The sequence below is a fragment of the Dactylosporangium sp. CA-233914 genome (assembly GCF_050942935.1).
GTDB lineage: Bacteria > Actinomycetota > Actinomycetes > Mycobacteriales > Micromonosporaceae > Dactylosporangium.
In genome coordinates this window covers 12,412,164-12,427,846 of sequence record NZ_CP192030.1, presented here as the reverse complement: position 1 = coordinate 12,427,846, position 15,683 = coordinate 12,412,164, and the positions used below count along the sequence as shown (strand labels likewise).

The 15,683-nt window shown below is 71.8% G+C and carries 16 protein-coding genes; 8 read left to right on the top strand and 8 right to left on the bottom strand.

Annotation, left to right across the window (positions count from 1 at the left end):
* Positions 1-54: 54 nt before the first annotated feature.
* Positions 55-1,695 carry a DNA repair helicase XPB gene (locus ACQPY0_RS55565; RefSeq protein ID WP_432980896.1) on the bottom strand — a complete coding sequence of 547 codons (1,641 nt, stop codon included), beginning with the start codon at positions 1,693-1,695 and terminating at the stop codon, positions 55-57.
* 265 nt (positions 1,696-1,960) lie between these two features.
* Between ACQPY0_RS55565 and ACQPY0_RS55560 the strand changes: the two genes are divergently transcribed.
* Together ACQPY0_RS55560 and ACQPY0_RS55555 are read left to right on the top strand one after the other, a co-directional pair.
* Positions 1,961-2,185 carry a hypothetical protein gene (locus ACQPY0_RS55560; protein WP_432980893.1) on the top strand — a complete coding sequence of 75 codons (225 nt, stop codon included), beginning with the start codon at positions 1,961-1,963 and terminating at the stop codon, positions 2,183-2,185.
* Positions 2,182-2,397 (top strand): hypothetical protein, encoded by a 216-nt coding sequence (locus ACQPY0_RS55555; protein ID WP_432980890.1) that lies wholly within the window; start codon positions 2,182-2,184, stop codon positions 2,395-2,397. The genes ACQPY0_RS55560 and ACQPY0_RS55555 overlap by 4 nt, the downstream gene beginning before the upstream one ends.
* A gap of 18 nt (positions 2,398-2,415) precedes the next feature.
* Here ACQPY0_RS55555 and ACQPY0_RS55550 read toward each other — a convergent pair whose 3' ends face one another.
* Entirely contained in the window at positions 2,416-4,788 is a 2,373-nt protein-coding gene (locus ACQPY0_RS55550; RefSeq protein ID WP_432980887.1) for a helicase-associated domain-containing protein, read from the bottom strand.
* A 79-nt stretch (positions 4,789-4,867) separates the two neighbouring features.
* Complete coding sequence (locus ACQPY0_RS55545) at positions 4,868-6,508, bottom strand: glycosyl hydrolase family 18 protein (RefSeq protein WP_432980884.1); 1,641 nt, start codon at positions 6,506-6,508, stop codon at positions 4,868-4,870.
* A 174-nt stretch (positions 6,509-6,682) separates the two neighbouring features.
* Between ACQPY0_RS55545 and ACQPY0_RS55540 the strand changes: the two genes are divergently transcribed.
* Together ACQPY0_RS55540 and ACQPY0_RS55535 are read left to right on the top strand one after the other, a co-directional pair.
* Positions 6,683-7,282: an HAD family hydrolase gene (locus ACQPY0_RS55540; RefSeq protein WP_432980881.1), complete on the top strand. Its 600-nt coding sequence runs from the start codon at positions 6,683-6,685 to the stop codon at positions 7,280-7,282.
* Between the two features lie 71 nt (positions 7,283-7,353).
* Entirely contained in the window at positions 7,354-7,752 is a 399-nt protein-coding gene (locus ACQPY0_RS55535; protein WP_432980878.1) for a cold-shock protein, read from the top strand.
* A 222-nt stretch (positions 7,753-7,974) separates the two neighbouring features.
* Here ACQPY0_RS55535 and ACQPY0_RS55530 read toward each other — a convergent pair whose 3' ends face one another.
* From ACQPY0_RS55530 to ACQPY0_RS55520, 3 genes are all read right to left on the bottom strand, one after another.
* The gene (locus tag ACQPY0_RS55530) at positions 7,975-8,793 is read right to left on the bottom strand and encodes a 1,4-dihydroxy-6-naphthoate synthase (RefSeq protein ID WP_432980875.1); all 819 of its coding nucleotides are present in this window, start codon (positions 8,791-8,793) and stop codon (positions 7,975-7,977) included.
* Between the two features lie 359 nt (positions 8,794-9,152).
* Positions 9,153-9,845, bottom strand: a complete 693-nt coding sequence (locus ACQPY0_RS55525) for a futalosine hydrolase (protein ID WP_432980872.1) — start codon at positions 9,843-9,845, stop codon at positions 9,153-9,155.
* Between the two features lie 3 nt (positions 9,846-9,848).
* The gene (locus ACQPY0_RS55520) at positions 9,849-11,552 is read right to left on the bottom strand and encodes an MFS transporter (RefSeq protein WP_432980869.1); all 1,704 of its coding nucleotides are present in this window, start codon (positions 11,550-11,552) and stop codon (positions 9,849-9,851) included.
* A gap of 71 nt (positions 11,553-11,623) precedes the next feature.
* On the opposite strand from ACQPY0_RS55520, the gene ACQPY0_RS55515 reads away from it, so the two are divergent.
* Positions 11,624-12,475, top strand: coding sequence for a DUF3027 domain-containing protein (locus tag ACQPY0_RS55515; RefSeq protein WP_432980866.1), 852 nt, complete (start codon positions 11,624-11,626; stop codon positions 12,473-12,475).
* Between the two features lie 100 nt (positions 12,476-12,575).
* Positions 12,576-13,157 carry a helix-turn-helix domain-containing protein gene (locus ACQPY0_RS55510; protein WP_432980863.1) on the top strand — a complete coding sequence of 194 codons (582 nt, stop codon included), beginning with the start codon at positions 12,576-12,578 and terminating at the stop codon, positions 13,155-13,157.
* Here the strand turns inward: ACQPY0_RS55510 and ACQPY0_RS55505 are convergent.
* Positions 13,154-13,546 (bottom strand): VOC family protein, encoded by a 393-nt coding sequence (locus tag ACQPY0_RS55505; protein WP_432980860.1) that lies wholly within the window; start codon positions 13,544-13,546, stop codon positions 13,154-13,156. The two genes, ACQPY0_RS55510 and ACQPY0_RS55505, sit on opposite strands and share 4 nt — an antisense overlap.
* Positions 13,547-13,556: 10 nt before the next feature.
* On the bottom strand, positions 13,557-13,805 hold the full coding sequence (locus ACQPY0_RS55500; RefSeq protein WP_432995831.1) for a DUF2530 domain-containing protein: 249 nt from the start codon (positions 13,803-13,805) through the stop codon (positions 13,557-13,559).
* Positions 13,806-13,934: 129 nt separating this feature from the next.
* Between ACQPY0_RS55500 and ACQPY0_RS55495 the strand changes: the two genes are divergently transcribed.
* On the top strand, positions 13,935-14,375 hold the full coding sequence (locus ACQPY0_RS55495; RefSeq protein WP_432995829.1) for a MarR family winged helix-turn-helix transcriptional regulator: 441 nt from the start codon (positions 13,935-13,937) through the stop codon (positions 14,373-14,375).
* The gene (locus tag ACQPY0_RS55490) at positions 14,372-15,679 is read left to right on the top strand and encodes an MFS transporter (protein WP_432980857.1); all 1,308 of its coding nucleotides are present in this window, start codon (positions 14,372-14,374) and stop codon (positions 15,677-15,679) included. Before ACQPY0_RS55495 ends, ACQPY0_RS55490 begins: the two co-directional genes overlap by 4 nt.
* Positions 15,680-15,683: the final 4 nt, after the last annotated feature.

Below are 15,683 nucleotides of genomic sequence, written 5' to 3'. Positions count from 1 at the left end.
ACGGCCGGCGCGGTGCGACTCCCCCGCCGCAGGCGAGGCGGGGGAGCGAGAGCATCACGCCACGAGGTCGTCGGCGTCGGTGATCGTGTAGGCGTATCCCTGCTCGGCCAGGAACCGCTGCCGATGCGCCGCATACTCCGTGTCGATCGTGTCGCGGGCGACGACGGTGTAGAAGTGCGCCTGCCGCCCGTCGGCCTTGGGCCGCAGCACCCGCCCCAGCCGCTGCGCCTCCTCCTGCCGGGACCCGAACGTCCCCGAGACCTGCACGGCCACCGCCGCCTCGGGCAGGTCGATGGAGAAGTTGCCGACCTTGGAGATCACCAGCGTCCGCAGTTCCCCCGCCCGGAACGCGTCGAACAGCTTCTCCCGCTCCCGGTTGGTGGTCGCCCCCTGCACGATCGGCGCATCGAGGAACTCTCCCAGCTGATGCAGCTGGTCGATGTATCCGCCGATGACGAGGATCTGATCGTCCTTGTGCCGGTCGATCAGCGCCCGCACCACCGGCAGCTTCGTCCGCGCCGTGGCCGCGACCCGATACCGCTCCTCCGGCTCCGCGACCGCATACGCCATCCGCTCCTCGTCGGTGAGCGTCACCCGCACCTCGACGCACTCGGCCGGCGCGATCCACCCCTGTGCCTCGATGTCCTTCCACGGCGCGTCATAGCGCTTCGGGCCGATCAGCGAGAACACGTCGCCCTCGCGCCCGTCCTCGCGCACCAGCGTGGCCGTCAGCCCGAGCCGGCGGCGGGCCTGCAGATCGGCGGTGAACCGGAAGATCGGCGCCGGCAGCAGGTGGACCTCGTCGTAGATGACCAGGCCCCAGTCGCGGGCGTTGAACAGGTCCAGGTGCGCGAACGCGCCGCCGCGGCGGGTCGTGAGCACCTGGTAGGTCGCGATCGTGACCGGCCGGATCTCCTTGCGCTCGCCGGAATACTCCCCGATCTCGGCTTCCGTGAGGGTGGTGCGGGCGATCAGCTCACGCTTCCACTGCCGCCCGGCGACCGTGTTGGTGACCAGGATCAGCGTGGTCGCCTTCGCCTCGGCCATCGCCGCCGCGCCGACCAGCGTCTTGCCGGCGCCACAGGGCAGGACCACGACCCCGGAGCCGCCGGCCCAGAAGGAGTCGACCGCCTCGCGCTGATAGGACCGCAGCACCCAGCCGTCCTCGGCCAGGTCGATCGAGTGCGCCTCGCCGTCGACGTAGCCGGCGAGATCCTCGGCCGGCCAGCCCAGCTTCAGCAGCGCCTGCTTGAGCCGCCCGCGCTCGGACGCGTGCACGATGATCGTGTCGGCGTCGATCCGGGCGCCGAGCATCCCGGCGAGCTTCTTGCTCTTGGCGACCTCGATCAGCACCGCCCGGTCGGAGGCGTGCAGGACCAGGCCGTGGACGGGGTCGTTGAGCAGCTGGAGCCGCCCGTAGCGGTCCATCGTCTCGGCGATGTCCACCAGCAGCGCGTGGGGCACCGGATAGCGCGAGAAGCGCAGCAGCGAGTCGACCACGCCCTCGGCGTCGTGGCCCGCGGCGCGCGCGTTCCACAGGCCGAGCGGGGTCAGGCGATATGTGTGCACGTGCTCCGGCGACCGCTCGAGCTCGGCGAACGGCGCGATCGCCATGCGGCACGCCTGGGCGTCGGGGTGGTCGACCTCAAGCAGCAGCGTTTTGTCCGACTGGACGATCAATGGACCTTCAGGCACGCAGACAGTGTCGCATGCGGGTCTGACACTTCCCGGATAGTGGGAAGATGGTACGCCCGTGCAACCGTCGAAGTGGTCGCATGCGTTCAAGGGATTGACGGCTTCGCGGCCGTCGTCGCGGAGCCGGACGCGCGTTCGATGGCCGCCCGGGCGCCCCGGGCGGTCGAATCAGTTCGGGGGCGGACGCGTCGTCCGATCCGGCTCCTGGTGAATATCCGGTGAATCACCTGATCCGGAGCGGAAAACCCCGACCTACCATCGATGTATGCGTCCGAGGGTGACCTTGACGTTCGGGGGTGCCGCCGCCCTCGCGGTGGCGGTCGGCTGGTTCCTGCTCTCCCACCGCATCGCGCACACCGATGCCGAGACCGCGGTGAGCGAGTCGGTCGGCGCGATACTCGTCGTCATGCTCGTCGCTTCGGTCATCGGCTCGATCCGAAGCGGGAAGAGCCGTGGGCCGCGGCGAGCTCGAGGACGGCGGCGCCGATGACCGAACTCAACCGCGTCGAAGAGCCGGAGGTCCTTTCGCCGCTGGCCAAGCTCGGCGTCGCCGTTGTCGTCACTGCCGCGCTGACCTGGTTCTTCGTCTCGTGGCTGGTGCTCAAGAGCCCGCTGACCGACGCGATCGGCGAGACCGTCGGCAGCCTGGCCGTCGTCCTGCTGATCGTCTCCGTCATCGGCATGGCCCGCACCGACGGTTAGTCAGCTCTCGTCGGTTGGTCAGCTCTCGGATTCTGGCACGGCGCCCGTGATGCGGTGCAGGGCGAAGGTGTGCAGCATCTCCGTCCGCTCGTCCTCGGCGCGCAGATAACCCGAGCCCATCGACACCGGCCGGACCAGGCGCGAGGCGGTGGCGCCGTGGGCGTCGACGTAACCCACCCACACCCGCGTCTTGTCCCGCAGCGCCTGCTGCAGCACCTCCAGCGCCTCGGTGTGCGACGCCGCCGAGCCGGACGGCCCGTTGGCCCGCACGGTCACCGGCGCGCGCCGGGCGGCCCGGGCCGCCGCGTCGCCCCGCCGGATCTGGTCGATGACCCCGGCCAGCCGGGGCGCGGACAGCCGGACGCTGGAGGTCGGGTCCTCCACCACGCGCGCGGCCCACGTCGGGCGGGGCGAGCCGCGGCGGGCCTTCGGCCGGGTCAGCACCGCGGCGCCGGTCGAGTCCTCCTGCACGGGCGGATATCCGGCCTCACGCAGCGCCTCCAGCAGCCGGGCCGGGGTGTGGCGGCAGGCCAGCACGGTCGGCGCCAGGCGGCGCAGGCCGAGCGACTGCAGGCGCCGGTCCGCCAGGACCTCGGCGATGACGGACTCGTCGTCGCTTCGCACGTACGAATTCGCCGAGCCGATGCGCATCCCGCCGTGGCGGCGGGCGACGTCGTCGATGAGATACGTCAGCGTCTGCGGCACCGGCGTGCGCGAGCGCCGGCCGAGCAGGGCGTGCAGGTCGCCGGCGGAGTAGCCGGCGTCGAGGCTGCGCCGGACGGTGTCGGTGGTGATGCGATACACACTCGCGGACTCCTGCTGCCCGAGCAGCTCCAGCTCCCCGGCCAGCGTCGGCTCCGGCGGCCCGGGGACGATCACGGAGAGGTCGGCCTGCAGCAGCACGTGGTCGACGGGGGCCGGCAGCAGCTTGTCCAGCAGCGCGGCCGCCCCGCCCGGCGCGTGCCCCTCGGGCGAGGCGATCCCGAGCGGGTCCTCCGGGTCGATCGCGTCCGAGGCGAGCTCGGCGAGCAGCAGCCGGCCGTACGCCGTCAGCCCGTCGAACCCGGTCAGCCCCACGAACGCGGCCTCGGCCAGGCCCGCCTCGATGCCGGCCGACGCGCCGCGCGAGTTGCGCCGGGGCGCGCGCCAGGCCAGCGTATCCACCACGGCCGCCGGCGGCGCGGTCTGCCCCGGCTCCAGGTCGGCGAGCACCTGCAGCGCGGCGCGGCGCTGCGCGGGCGCGCCCGGGCGGGACAGCTCCGGGGCGAGCGCGTTGATCGGGCGGTCGCGGTCGTCGCGCTGGCCGACGAGCGCCGGGGCGCGGGTCATGGTCAGCCAGGCGAGCGCGAGCCGGTGCCAGCGGGCCGCGATGCCGAACGCCCGCCAGGCGTCGTAGGCCACGGTGGGCAGGAACACGCTCTCGACGCGCTTGTTGTCGACGATCTCCTCGCCGACCAGCCCGGCAGCCGTGACGATCTCGGCGAGGACCGCCGCCTGCTGCTCCTCCACGCCGACGGTCTTGGCGAACCTGCGCAGCTCGCGGATGCCGAGGCCGCCGGAGCGCAGTACGGCCGGCGGCTCCTGCCCGATGGCCTCGATCAGCGCCTCGGCGTTGCGGACCAGCTCCAGCACCTGCCCGGCGCCGGCGCGGTCGATCTGGGCCGGCTCGCGCCGCGGGGTCTCGATCCGCGGCGGGTCGGGGTGCAGCTGCCCCAGCGGCCCGGCCTCGCGCCGCAGCACCAGCGACACCTCGACGGGCAGCTCCACGGCGTCGCGCCCGACGGCGACCAGGAGATGGCGGTCGACCAGCCAGCGCACCGGCGAGTCGGACTCCGCCTGGAGGCCGGCCGCGGCGACCGTGCCGACCGGCGGGCCGGCGGCGAGCCGGTCGAGGACCGCCCGGGCGGCCGGTGGGGCGGCCAGCAGTGTGCGGCGCAGCCCGGCGGCGTCGGCGACCAGGGCGCCGGCCAGCGGGTCGAGCTCCTCGGCGGGACGGCCGAGGCCGGCCGGAAAGGGCGAGCAGACCTCGTCGACGGCGCCGACGATCCGCAGGGCCGCATCCGCGCCGTACACCACCGCGCAGGCCCGCAGCCGGTCGATCGCCGCACGCACGCGCGCGGCCTCCACCCCCGACTGGACCGTGAGCGCCAGCACCGCCTCGACCGACGAGCTGTGGCCCACGCGCGTGTATCGCAGGGCGTCGAGGATCTCCAGCGTGAACTGGTCGAGCCCGTCGAGCGCGCGGGCGACCGCGACGCGGGACTGCGCCCGGTGCGCCAGGGCCGAGAAGTCCGCGGGCGGGGGAATGACCAGGTCCGGGCGCAGGCGGATGAGCGCCACCAGGTCCTCGTCGGGCAGGGCGCGCAAATGGTCGGCCAGCGAAGTCGTCATCTCGCCTCATACGCTAACCGGCCGCTACGACAAAAGAGGGCGGGCCCGGCGGGCCCGCCCTCGATTGTTGAACGCAGACTTACTTCAGGCCACCGCTCACGGCGGACATCAGCTCGCCGTTGGACGTGTCGCCGGAGAGCTCCCAGACGAACGCGCCGCCGAGGCTCTGCTGCTTGGCGTACGCCATCTTGCTGCCGATCGTGGCCGGCGTGTCGTAGCTCCACCAGTTGTTGCCGCACTTGGCGTAGGCGGTGCCGCCGACGGTGCCGGTCGAGGGGCAGCTGTTCTTCAGGACCTTGTAGTCCTCGATGCCCGCCTCGTAGGTGCCGGGGGCCGCACCGGTCGCGGTGCCGCCGGGCCCGGCCTGGGTGACGCCCGTCCAGCCGCGGCCGTAGAAGCCGATGCCGAGCAGCAGCTTGCTGGCCGGGATGCCCTTGCTCTTGAGCTTCTGGAGCGCCGCGTCGGAGCAGAAGCCCGCGGTCGGGATGCCCGAGTAGCAGGTCAGCGGCGAGTGCGGCGCGGTCGGGCCCTGCGCGCTGAAGGCGCCGAAGTAGTCGTACGTCATCACGTCGATGAAGTCGAGGTACTGGACGGCGCCGGCGTAGTCGGCCAGGTCGATCTTGCCGCCGTTGGAGCCGTCAGCCGTGATGGCCGCGGTGACCAGGGCGCTGGAGCCGAACTTGGCACGGACCGCGGAGATCAGGCTCTTGAACGAGTTGGGGCCGCTTGCGTCGCACTGCAGGCCACAGGCGTTCGGGTACTCCCAGTCGATGTCGATGCCGTCGAAGACACCGGCCCAGCGCGGGTCGTTGACCAGGTTGTAGCAGGAGTTCGCGAACGCGGTCGGGTTGGCGGCGGCCTGCGTGAAGCCGGCCGACCAGCTCCAGCCGCCGAAGGACCAGATGACCTTCAGGCCCGGGTGCTTCGCCTTGAGCTTCTTGAGCTGGTTGAAGTTGCCCTTCAGCGGCTGGTCCCAGGTGTCGGCCACGCCGTCGACGGACTCGGCGGCGGTGAACGCCTTGTCGTAGTCGGCGAAGCTGTCACCGATCGAGCACTGGCCGCCCGAGGTGTTGCCGAACGCGTACATGATGTGGGTCAGCTTGGCGGCCGAGCCGCTCGTCTCGATGTTCTTCACCTGGTAGTTGCGGCCGTAGATGCCCCAGTCGGTGAAGTACGCGACGACCTTCTTGTTGCCGGTCGCCGGCGGCGTGCTGGTGGTCGGCGGGGGAGTCGTCGGCGGCTTCGTCGTCGGCGAGTTGGTCACCGGCGGCGTGGTCGGCGGCTTGGTGGTGGTCGGCGGCGCCGTGGTCGGCGTGCCGCCGCTGCAGCTCACGCCGTTGATCTTGCAGTTGGTCGGCGGCTTGGCGCCGGCCCCGTTCATGCCCCAGCTGAAGCTGGCGCCGGCCGCGAGCGTCGGGGACCACGACTTGTTCTTGGCCACGTAGTGCTGGCCGGTGTGGGTCACGTCGGCGTCCCAGAAGCTGGTGATCGAGCCGCCCGCGGGCAGGTCGAACTCGAGCGTCCACCCGTTGATCGTGCTCGCGGTGCCATTGGTGATCTTGTAGGTGGCACCCCAGCCCGTTCCCCAGTCCTGATCGACCGTGAAGGTGGCGCTGAGGTTGCCGGCGGCGTTGGCGGTGGTGGTGACAATCGGCACGACGGCACCGGCCACCGCCAGCGCGGCGGCGACGATGAGGCCGTTGCGGACGGATCGTTTCATCGCGTCTCCTGGATGGTCTCTTAGGAAACTTTCCTAAAAGTATTGGCGACGATAGTGGTCAAGATCTCACCACGTCAATAGCAAGCGGACGGGTATTTCGATGGCGTACCTACTGTGACCTGGGCATCCTTAAATGTGTCTCAACAACCGGTTGTCATTGGCTTTGACCTTGACATGACGCTGCTCGACACCAGGCCCGGCATCGCCGCAACGTGGCGAGCGCTCACTGCGCGTACGGGCGTCCACGTCGACGCCGACCTCGCCGTCACTCGCCTGGGACCGCCACTTCGCCGCGAGATGTCGGAATGGTTCCCCGCTGACCAGATCGAGGAGGCGGTCCGGATCTATCGGGCGCTCTACCCGGACTGCGCCATAGCGCCCTCGGTGGCCCTCCCAGGAGCGTTGGAAGCCTTGGCAGCCGTACGCCTGGTGCCTGCCCGGATCGCCGTCATCACCTCGAAGCTGGGTCGCCTCGCCGAGCTGCACCTGGCGCATCTGGGCATTCCGGTCGACCACGTCTTCGGAGATGTCTTCCACGACGGAAAGGCGCAGGTTCTGCGCGACATCGGCGCCACGCTCTACGTGGGCGACCACGTCGCCGACATGCAGGCCGCAGTCCTGGCCGGAGTCCCCGGCGTAGGTGTCTGCTCGGGTCCGTGCTCGGCCGAGGAGCTGCGGGCCGCCGGCGCGACGGCGGTTTTCCCCGATCTGCGCCCGTTTCCGGGGTTTCTCCAAGGCATGATCTCGGTTGGCCGGGCCGTTTCGGGTGACTAGCCTTGTTGTGCAATCCCGGGTGCCCGCCGACGCGGCCGCCGGGACGGTCCGACACTGGGGAGCAGGACAGCGTGCCGACGGGTCGAGTGAAGTGGTACGACCAGGAGAAGGGTTTCGGATTCCTCACCAGCGACGACGGTGGAGACGTCTTCGTGCACAAGGCGGCCCTGCCGTCCGGCGTGGGTGAGCTGAAAACCGGTCAGCGGGTCGAGTTCGGGGTGGTCGAGAGCCGCAAGGGCAGCCAGGCCCTGCAGGTCAAACTGCTGGACGCGCCGCCGTCGGTCACGGAGGCCCGGGCGGTGGCGAGCCGTCGCCCGCCGGAGGAACTGCACGGCCTGATCGAGGACATGATCAAGGTCCTGGAGGCGAAGGTCCAGCCCGACCTCCAGCGCGGCCGCTTCCCGGACCGCAAGACCGCCCGCACCGTCGCCGAGGCCGTCCACCTGGTGGCCCGCGAGCTGGAGGTGTAGTTCCGCCCTGTGCTTTGCCGTCCGGAAGGGCCCGTCGGTGGACGGGCCCTTCCGGACGTCTGGGCGGTGTGATTCTCCATCCGGGTCAAGAGCGACCGCCGATTGGCCGAGAGTTGTGGCGCCGGTCCCGGCGAGGTTCGCCCTTCGCCCTTATCGCGATATTGCACCTGTCGGGCGATTTGTCGCCTGCTGCCCCAGCCGGCCGGACAAATTCGGCTGTCGTCAGGCGCCCACGAGCGGGGTCGCCGGGACGAGGCCCTCCGCCGCGGCCCGGTTGAGCAGCGCGTCGACCGCCGCGTGCCCGTCGGGCCCGAGCGAGGCCGTGAACTCGTTGACGTACAGCGCGATGTGCTGGTCGACGACCGTCGGCTCCATCTCCTGGGCGTGCTCGAGCACGAACTCCCGGCTGGCCCGCGGGTTCTCCCACGCCAGCCGCACCGACTCCTTGATCCAGGCGGTCGCCTGCTCGGGGTCGACCCGATCCCGGTGCGCGATGATCGCCCCGAGCGGGATCGGCAGCCCGGTGTCGTTCTCCCACCACTGCCCGAGGTCGGCGAGCGCGTGCAGCCCGTATCGCTGGAACGTGAACCGCGCCTCGTGGATCACCAGCCCCGCGTCGAACCGCCCCGCCGCCACGGCCGGCATGATCTCCGCGAACGGCACCACGTCGATGCTGGCCGGCGGGTCTCCGGCCGACCAGAGCCGCATCAGCAGATACGCGGTGGTCCGATCCCCCGGCACGGCCACGCTCTTGCCGGCCAGGGAGGTGATTGACTGATCCTTGACGAGCACGAGCGGCCCGCACCCGCGCCCGAGCGCCCCGCCGCAGGGCAGCAGCGTGTACTTGTCCAGCAGCCAGGGCAGCGCCGCGTAACTGACCTTGACGAGGTCGAACGCCCCGTTCAGCGCCGCGGTGTTGGTGACGTCGACGTCGGCGAAGGTCACGTCGAAGTCGGGTGCCCCGGCAACCAGCCCGTGTGTGAGCGCGTGGAAGACGAACGTGTCATTCGGACACGGCGAAAAAGCGAGCGAAAGCGTCACAAGCCCGAATCTAGACCTCTAAGCGGACCCCGCACCCCGAGTAACGAAACCCCTGGTGTGACCCTTATGACTCTCCCGCCCCACCCACCTGTCAGGGTTGCCGGCCGCCGCAGGACTGGCCAGAAAGCGGCCGAGCATGTGCCGACCCGGCCAAGCGCGGCCCAGGGATTCGGCCAGGGCTCAACCACGAGACGGCCCCAGGCCCAGTCCGAGCGGGGCTGAGGGTCGACCGGAGTGCAAGCGGCGGGTCAGGGCTCGAACGGGAGACGGCCCAGGCCGAGTTCGAGCGACCGGGCCCCTTCCAGATCGTCGACGTCCCCGGGCCGAGCCCCGGCCGAGGACTCGACCGTGCGGGTCGGTCAGCGGCTGCTCAGCGCCGCGAACGCCCCCTTCAACGTCGAGAGGGCCTGCGGGATGCGCCAGGCCGCCCGGTCCCGCGGCCCCACGGCGTTGGAGATCGTGCGTATCTCCCCGAAGGCCGCGGCCGGCCACAACCGCGCCGCAGTGGCGACCCCGAACCCCTCCATGGCCTCCGCCACCGCGTCCGGATGCCGCTTCTGCACCAACTCCTTCGAGTGCGCCGTCCCGGTCGCGGTCGAGACGGTCAGCACCGGGCCGCCGACGGCCTCGGGCAGCGCCAGCCGGAGCGTCCGCAGCAGCCTCGCGTCCCCGTCGATCCGCGACGACCCGAATCCCAGCTCGTCGACACTCTGAAAACCGTCGGGCCCGTCGGCCCCGAGGTCGGCGGCGATCGACTCGGTGGCGACGACCAGCCCGCCGATCTCGACCCGCCCGGCGAACCCGCCCGCGATCCCGGCCGACAGCACCACGTCGAACGGCGCCCCGTCCTGCGCCGCCATGCTCATGAACTGCGCCGTGACCGCCCCCGCCGCGGCCGGCCCGACCCCGCACGCCGTCACGACCACGGGCGCGCCCGCCTCGAGCGCGTCGGGCGCCTGCTCGCCGAGCCCGAGCCCGGCCAGCACATTGGCCCGCTCGACCTCGACCGCGGTCACGATGAGCGCCCGCGTGTATCCCAGAAACGGCCGCATCCTCTACTCGCCCTCCAGCCGCGTTGTCGGATCCGTCCCCGACGGCCGATACAGCGTGTATCCCGGCGGAGCCAGCGGCGTGGTCCCGTCCTCGACGTCCACGGCCGGCATCTTCCGCGTCTCGGCCGGTGCCGCCGTGGGAGCGGGCGCGGGCGCCGCAGCGGGCGCGGCCCCGGGCTCGGATCGTTGCCGTCCCCACCCGAACCGGCGCCGCTGCCCGTCGTCGGCCCCGGAGGCCGGCCGCGGCACCGTGGTCGCCTCCGCGGCCGGCATCCGGGCGGTCGGCACGGTCGGTGCGGGCCCGGGATTGGCCACGGTGGTCGCCTCGGCGGTCGCATCGGGGTCCGCGACATCCGGCGGTGCCCCCCGCAGCCGCTCCTTGCGCAGGGCCAGCGCCGAATACAGCGCCCGCACCGCGCCCAGCGTCATGAAGGCCGCGGCCACCAGCAGCCCCCACGACCCGCCGAACGGAATGAGCCCGACGGCCCCGCCGAGCACCCACGCGATCATCAACAGCGTCTCGGAGTGGGCGAAGGCGCTCGCGCGCACGTTCTCGTCGATGCGCTCCTGGATCGAGGCGTCCACGGCGAGCTTGGCCAGGCCGCTGGCGACCGCGGTGAACAGGCACAGCAGCGCGACCGTGGCGAGCGAGCCGCGCTGCGCCGCGATCATGGCCACGAGCGCGGTGAGCACGATGCCGATCGCCTGCAGCATGGTGGGCCGGTGGATGCGCAGGCGGGTGCCGATCGCCGTGGCGAGGAATGAGCCCACGCCCAGCGCGCCCGCGACCACGACGACCGCGGCCTGCTGGGACAGCTGCCAGGTGACCAGCTTGACCGGGAGCGTGCCCGCCTTGATGGCGAAGGCGAGATACAGCGTCAGGAACCCGTAGAGCGCCCGCAGCGTGGCGCTGCCCACCAGCGCCGCGATCACGACCTTGCCGCTGAGGACCTTGGCTCCGCGGCGGGCCAGCGGGTTGAGGATGCGGGGCACCGTCTCGGGCGGGTCCGAGTCGGCGCGGGGAGGCAGGCGAAGGGCGGTGACCATGCCGTAGAGGAAAACCAGGATCGACACTCGAAGCGGCCACTGCGCCCCGAACTGCCCGGCCAGCAGCCCGATCGGGAGCACGATCGCGCCCGCGAACGTGCCGAAGACCGAGGCGCGCGCGCCCGCCTCCGACAGCCCCAGGCCCGGCGGCAGCACCCGCGGCACGGCGGCGCTGCGGGCCACGCCATAGGCCCGCGACAGCACGAGCATGCCGAACGCGGCCGGATAGAGCGCCCAGCCCGTGAGGTGCTCGGAGAGCAGAAAGGCCAGGAACGCGCGGCCGAGCATGGTGACGGCGAGCGCATATCGGCGGCCGTGCCGGAACCGGTCGAGCACCGGCCCGACCACCGGCGCGAGCAGCGCGAACGGCAGCATCGTGATGATCAGGTAGAGCGCCACGCGGCCCCGCGCCTCACCGGCCGGGACCGAGAAGAAGATCGTGCCCGCGAGACCGAGCGCGACCAGGGTGTCCCCCGCACAGGACGCCGCGTGCAGGTCGAGCAGGCGCAGCATGCCGGCCTCGCCGCCGGCCCCGCGCTCGCGGACGCGCAGCAGGTTGCGCCCGAGGAACCGGCCCGCCCTGGTCGTGCCCACCGTGGCGACCCGTGCCGCGCGCACGGTGGTGACCACGGTCTGCGCCACTCCTCGAATCACGGACATGCCACCATCCTGAACCATGGGTACGACAGTTTCGGGGCACGCCGGGGCCGCAGTGCTCGGCGGGCGTGGCGATGAGGAAGAATGGAGCTGTGACTGCCTCGACTGCACCCACACGTGGAAGCGGCCGCGCCGCCAAGCTCGACCAGGTTCTGGCCGACGCGGTCGAGGTCGCGTTGAAGGGGCTCGACGTCGTCGACCCTGACCACATCGGTGCCCATTTGGGCGTTGTCGCAGAGGGTGAGCGGCTCGTCACGCACTTCTTCGAGTGCGGCCTGCCCGGCTACCGCGGCTGGCGCTGGGCCGTCACCGTGACCCGCATCCCGCGCAGCAAGCAGGTCACGATCTGCGAGTCGACGCTGCTTCCCGGCCCCGACGCGCTGCGCGCTCCCGAGTGGGTGCCCTGGCAGGAACGCCTGCAGCCGGGCGACCTCGGCGTCGGCGACCTGCTGCCGACCCCGCCGGACGACCCGCGCCTGGCACCTGGCTACGTGCAGTCCGACGACCCGGCCGTCGAGGAGGCCAACTGGGAGCTCGGCCTCGGCCGGACCCGCGTGCTGTCCCGCGACGGGCGCCTCGACGCGGCCCAGCGCTGGTATGACGGTGACCGTGGCCCCAACGCGCCCATCTCGGTCGCCGCCCCGTCCGCGGCCCGCTGCGGCTCCTGCGGCTTCTACCTGCAGCTCGCGGGCTCGCTGCGCCAGGCGTTCGGGGTGTGCGGCAATGAGTACGCGCCGGACGACGCCCAGGTCGTCTCCGTCGACCACGGCTGTGGCGCGCACTCCGAGGTCCTAGTCGAGCAGGTCCAGGCGGTCGACGAGCTCCCGACGGTCTTCGACGACAGCGAGGTCGAGGCGGTCGCCGTGAGCCGCGCCCCGGGGTCGGTCGACGGCGACGAGCCGGCCGAACCGTATGGACACGGCTGAGCTCGGTTACCGAGAGCGACCCTCGCGGATACCCGGCGCGATCGTATGGCGCTGGGGCGTACGGGAGGCGGGTGAGATCCGTGTCCTTCCCGACGGCTGCATGGACGTCATCCACTGCGACGGCGAGCTGTTCGTCGCCGGTCCGGACACGACCGCCCACCTGACATCGAGCCCCGTCGGCCGGCGGGTCACGGCGATCCGGTTCGCGCCGGGCTCGGGTCCGGCGATCCTCGGCGCACCCGCCAGCGACCTGCGTGACCTCCGCGTGCCGCTCGGCGACCTCTGGGGCCCGCAACGAGCCCGCCGCCTGACCGAACAGCTCGACGTGGCGCCGGACCGGGCCGCCGTGCTCGAGTCGGCCCTGGGCCGGGCCGGCGATGCCCCCGACCCGCTGGTGTCGCACCTGCTGGCCTGCCTGCGCGCCGGCCGCCCGGTGGCCGGCATCGCGCGCGAGGTGGGGTTCAGCGAGCGCCAGCTGCACCGCCGGGGCCTGCACCTGTTCGGGTACGGCCTCAAGACCCTCGCCCGCATCGTCCGGCTCAACGAGGCCCTCGACCTGGCGCGCCGCGGTGTCGCGTTCGGAGCGGTGGCGGCGAGCGCCGGCTATGCCGACCAGGCCCACCTCTCGCGCGAGGTCAGGGCGCTGGCCGGGGTGCCGCTGGGGGAGCTGCTGCGAGGTTAGGACAGCGTCGCGTACAGGTCGATGCCGTTGCCGTCCGGATCGTGGATCACCGCGTACCGCATCCCCCAGAACGCGTCCCACGGCTCCTTGTGGCTCTCGTAGCCGGCCGCGACCAGCTCACTGTGCACCCGATCCACCTCGGCCGGCGAACCGCACTCGAACGCGAGCCCCATGCGGCTGCTGCCCGCCGGCGGCGCCCATTCGGGGTCGAACGAGCGCACGGTCTCGATGGTGTCCCAGGCGAGCTTCATGCCCCCGTCGAGCACGAACTCCACGTGCGGGCTCTTGTCCTCCTCCGCCGGGACGTCCAGCCCCAGCCGGCGGTAGAAGGCGAGCGAGCGGCCCATGTCCGCGACGACGATTTCGATGACGTTGAGTCGAAGTCCCATGCGCCCCACGCTAGGAGGCGGCGGGCGAGTCCGTCTTGAACGAATCAGACACGGCCGCCGCGGCCCGGGCCCGCCGGCGCCGCCGGTTCCGGTCGTGCACGACCATCGTGAGCAGCCCGGGAATGCCCCACAGCGCCCCGGCGATCGCGATGCCGAACCAGTTGCCGTGCCCGTGCGCCGCCAGTTCGTCGCGGAACGGCAGCATGATCAGCGCGGCGACGATCCACAGCGCGATGCCCGCGATGGCGAACGGCACCATCGGCGGGTCGAGCGGCTTGGGCGTGGTCACGCTGATCACGGTACCCGCCCACGTCCGCCCGCCGCAGGCGCGCCGGTGATCGACGGCACAGGTCGTTAGCCAGGCTTATTAGATAAGCTAACGAGTGTGATGGTACGCGTCCCGAAAACCGCCGCCACCCAGCTCGCGGCCGCGCTGCGGGACAGCATCACCCGGCTCAACCGCCGCCTGCGTCAGGCCCGCCCCATGGGTGACCTGACGATGACGCAGCTGTCCGCGCTGACCAGCCTGGAGCTCGGCGGCGCGCTGACACCGCGCGAGCTGGCGGAGATCGAGCGGGTACAGCCGCCGACCCTCACCAAGATCGTCGCGAAGCTGGAGGAGCGCGGCCTCGTCCAGCGCTCGCCGCACCCGACCGACGGCCGGCAGGTCATCCTCGCCGCCAGTGAGCCGGGCCGCGCCGTCGTCGCCGAGCACCGGCGCAGCCGCGACGAGTGGCTCGCCAAGCGGCTCATGGCCCTCACGCCGGAGGAGCGCGAGGTGCTCGCCAAGGCCGCCGAGATATTAGGGAGGATCGGACGCAGCGCATGATCACAAGCACGTTCGGCTCATTGCAAGTTCGTAACTACCGTCTGTTCACCATCGGCCAGCTCGTCAAGCTCCTCGGCACCTGGATGCTGTTCACCGCGCAGGACTGGCTCGTTCTGCAGCTGTCGAAGGACTCGGCCACTGCCCTCGGCGTCGTGACGGCGCTGCAGTTCACCCCGGTTCTCCTCCTGACCTTGTACGGCGGGCAGCTCGCCGACCGCTTCGACAAGCGCCGCCTCCTGCTGTTCGCCAACGCCGGCTCGGCCGTCGTGGCCACCCTGCTCGGCGTGTTCGTCGTCACCGGTGTCGTGACCCTGGGGTGGGTGTTCGTCACGGCCGCCCTGTTCGGCGTCGTCAGCGCGATCGAGACCCCGGTCCGCCAGGCCTTCGTCTCCGAGCTCGTCAACAAGGACCTGCTGCCCAACGCCCTGTCGCTGTCGTCGGCCACGTTCAACGCCGCCCGCATCGTCGGCCCCGCCGTCGCCGGCTTGATCATCGCCGTCCTGCACGACCGCACCGGCCCGATCTTCCTGCTCACCGCGGTGCTGTGCACGGCCCCGCTGCTCTCGCTGGCCCGCATGAGCACCACGGAGTTGTACCGCGTGGAGCGCGACGCCGTCGCCGCGAGCGAGGCGCGCACGATCGACGGGCTGCGGTACGTCTGGCACCGCCCCGATCTGAGCCTTGCCATCCTGCTCGTGCTCGTGGTGGGCCTGTTCGGCTTCAACTTCCAGCTGACCCTCGCCGTGCTGGCCAGGGTCGAGTTCAGGGTCGACGCGAAGTACTTCGGCCTGCTCACCACCGCGATGGCGATCGGCGCCCTGGCCGGCGCGCTGGCCAGCTCGAGGCGCCGGGCGCGCCCGTCGGTGTATCGCGTCCTGGCCGCGGCCATCCTCTTCGCCGGTTTCGAAACCCTGGTCGGCTTCGCCCCCAACTTCGCGACGGCGGTGATCCTGCTCCTCCCGACCGGCTTCTTCATGATCTACTTCGCTCAGGCCGCCAACCAGCGTGTGCAGCTGGGCACGGACGCCGCCTTCCGCGGCCGCGTGATGGCGCTCTACGTGCTGGTGTTTCTCGGCAGTACCCCGATCGGCTCCCTGGTCATCGGCTGGTGCGCGGAGCAGTTCGGCCCGCGGTCGGGCATGTGGGTGGGCGGCCTGGTGTCCCTGATCGCCACGGTGACGCTGGGCGTGCTGCAGTTGCGCCGGGCGGGCGGCCGCATCCACGTCGGCCTCCGCCCCCGCCTGCACGTCAAGGTCCATGAGCGCGCCGTGGGCGTTCCGGCGGTCCGTCCGGCCGTGCGCTGACCCT

Bases quoted from the DNA above. Each gene is read 5' to 3' on its own strand.
- ACQPY0_RS55510 (WP_432980863.1), top strand. From the start codon at position 12,576: ATGGACGTCATCCACTGCGACGGCGAGCTGTTCGTCGCCGGTCCGGAC.
- ACQPY0_RS55500 (WP_432995831.1), bottom strand. From the start codon at position 13,805: ATGGTGCCGTTCGCCATCGCGGGCATCGCGCTGTGGATCGTCGCCGCG.
- ACQPY0_RS55540 (WP_432980881.1), top strand. From the start codon at position 6,683: ATGACGCTGCTCGACACCAGGCCCGGCATCGCCGCAACGTGGCGAGCG.
- ACQPY0_RS55520 (WP_432980869.1), bottom strand. From the start codon at position 11,552: ATGTCCGTGATTCGAGGAGTGGCGCAGACCGTGGTCACCACCGTGCGC.
- ACQPY0_RS55545 (WP_432980884.1), bottom strand. From the start codon at position 6,508: ATGAAACGATCCGTCCGCAACGGCCTCATCGTCGCCGCCGCGCTGGCG.
- ACQPY0_RS55560 (WP_432980893.1), top strand. From the start codon at position 1,961: ATGCGTCCGAGGGTGACCTTGACGTTCGGGGGTGCCGCCGCCCTCGCG.
- ACQPY0_RS55505 (WP_432980860.1), bottom strand. From the start codon at position 13,546: ATGGGACTTCGACTCAACGTCATCGAAATCGTCGTCGCGGACATGGGC.
- ACQPY0_RS55495 (WP_432995829.1), top strand. From the start codon at position 13,935: ATGGTACGCGTCCCGAAAACCGCCGCCACCCAGCTCGCGGCCGCGCTG.
- ACQPY0_RS55525 (WP_432980872.1), bottom strand. From the start codon at position 9,845: ATGCGGCCGTTTCTGGGATACACGCGGGCGCTCATCGTGACCGCGGTC.
- ACQPY0_RS55550 (WP_432980887.1), bottom strand. From the start codon at position 4,788: ATGACGACTTCGCTGGCCGACCATTTGCGCGCCCTGCCCGACGAGGAC.
- ACQPY0_RS55490 (WP_432980857.1), top strand. From the start codon at position 14,372: ATGATCACAAGCACGTTCGGCTCATTGCAAGTTCGTAACTACCGTCTG.
- ACQPY0_RS55515 (WP_432980866.1), top strand. From the start codon at position 11,624: ATGAGGAAGAATGGAGCTGTGACTGCCTCGACTGCACCCACACGTGGA.
- ACQPY0_RS55555 (WP_432980890.1), top strand. From the start codon at position 2,182: ATGACCGAACTCAACCGCGTCGAAGAGCCGGAGGTCCTTTCGCCGCTG.